The organism is Alteromonas alvinellae (assembly GCF_902705805.1).
Genome location: NZ_CACSIH010000140.1, coordinates 1 through 1,060, shown reverse-complemented (window position 1 = coordinate 1,060; position 1,060 = coordinate 1). Strand labels below are relative to the sequence as shown.

The window sequence follows — 1,060 nt, the reverse complement described above, 5'->3', positions numbered from 1 at the left end:
CTGCGCCATTATGCCCCACATGTCTGCGCCCGTTATTGGAAAGTTATACGCTACTTAATGTTCAAAAAATAAGGATATTTATGAAAAAAACAATTGTAACTATTGTCGCTACATTTCTTTTCGGTTGCTCTTCAACGCCAAATCTTTCAACCAAAGCAATTGAGGTTCAAGCAGAAAATTTGAACCAGCATTGGGAAATGAAATCACAGTCTTTTAGCTTCTCTTCCCCCAGAAATGTAGCAAAGCGACCTGACGGCTATGTAAGGGTCCGGTACTTAATTGACTCGAATGGTAAGGTATATAATCCAGAGATAGTTGAATCGGTACCAAAGGGTGTTTGGGACGATCAAGGTTTGAAAGCCGTAAAGCAAATGGAGTATGAGCCATCTCAATCAAACACCAATAAAATACCTGTGTACGTGACTACCGAATTCCATTTTGGCAACCGCGTATAACAAGTCAATAAACTCACTCACTTCGATCGCTGGGACGCATACAAGCGGGGCGGCTTCGCCATTATGCCCCACATGTCTGCGCCCGTTATTGGAAAGTTATACACACAAGGAACATTATGTATAAGCTCTTACTTTTATTTGTCTTTTTACTTCTTTCGTTTACCGCCAATGCTGCTCTCTCAGGGGGAGAACTGGAGCAACTAGCGACAAAATTTGTGGAAGCCAAAAATGCTCGCCAGCAACCTAATACTACAATTCAGGATATTGATGCCTTTATTAATTTAATTGCAGATGAATTCGTTGATGAACATGTGAAGTTTAAAGTAACGATTACGGAAAAATCCGCTTTACGTGAAGGCCTGATCGCCAAAATGAGTGACAAGATTTACTACAGTTCAATAGTAATAAATCAAATAATGACTGGGGGAAATGTTGCCATTATCAAAATGACTGAGTCAGGAAAAGTCAGGCCAAATCATGTAGACAAAGATATAACCTACAGCTCAGTAAATATAGTAACCTTAGAATTCAATAATGATAAGTTGATTACGCATATTCGCAGGCATCACGGTTAATGTGTGTAGAACAAAACGCTGTTGGCACTC

At 39.8% G+C, this 1,060-nt stretch carries 2 protein-coding genes; both read left to right on the top strand.

Going from position 1 to position 1,060, the window contains the following annotated elements; all coding sequences use genetic code 11:
• Window positions 1-80 precede the first annotated feature (80 nt).
• The gene (locus tag ACX5KA_RS10530; protein WP_458731096.1) at window positions 81-455 is read left to right on the top strand and encodes an energy transducer TonB; all 375 of its coding nucleotides are present in this window, start codon (window positions 81-83) and stop codon (window positions 453-455) included.
• Window positions 456-571: 116 nt separating this feature from the next.
• Window positions 572-1,030, top strand: a complete 459-nt coding sequence (locus tag ACX5KA_RS10525; RefSeq protein WP_458731095.1) for a nuclear transport factor 2 family protein — start codon at window positions 572-574, stop codon at window positions 1,028-1,030.
• The last annotated feature ends 30 nt before the right edge of the window (window positions 1,031-1,060 follow it).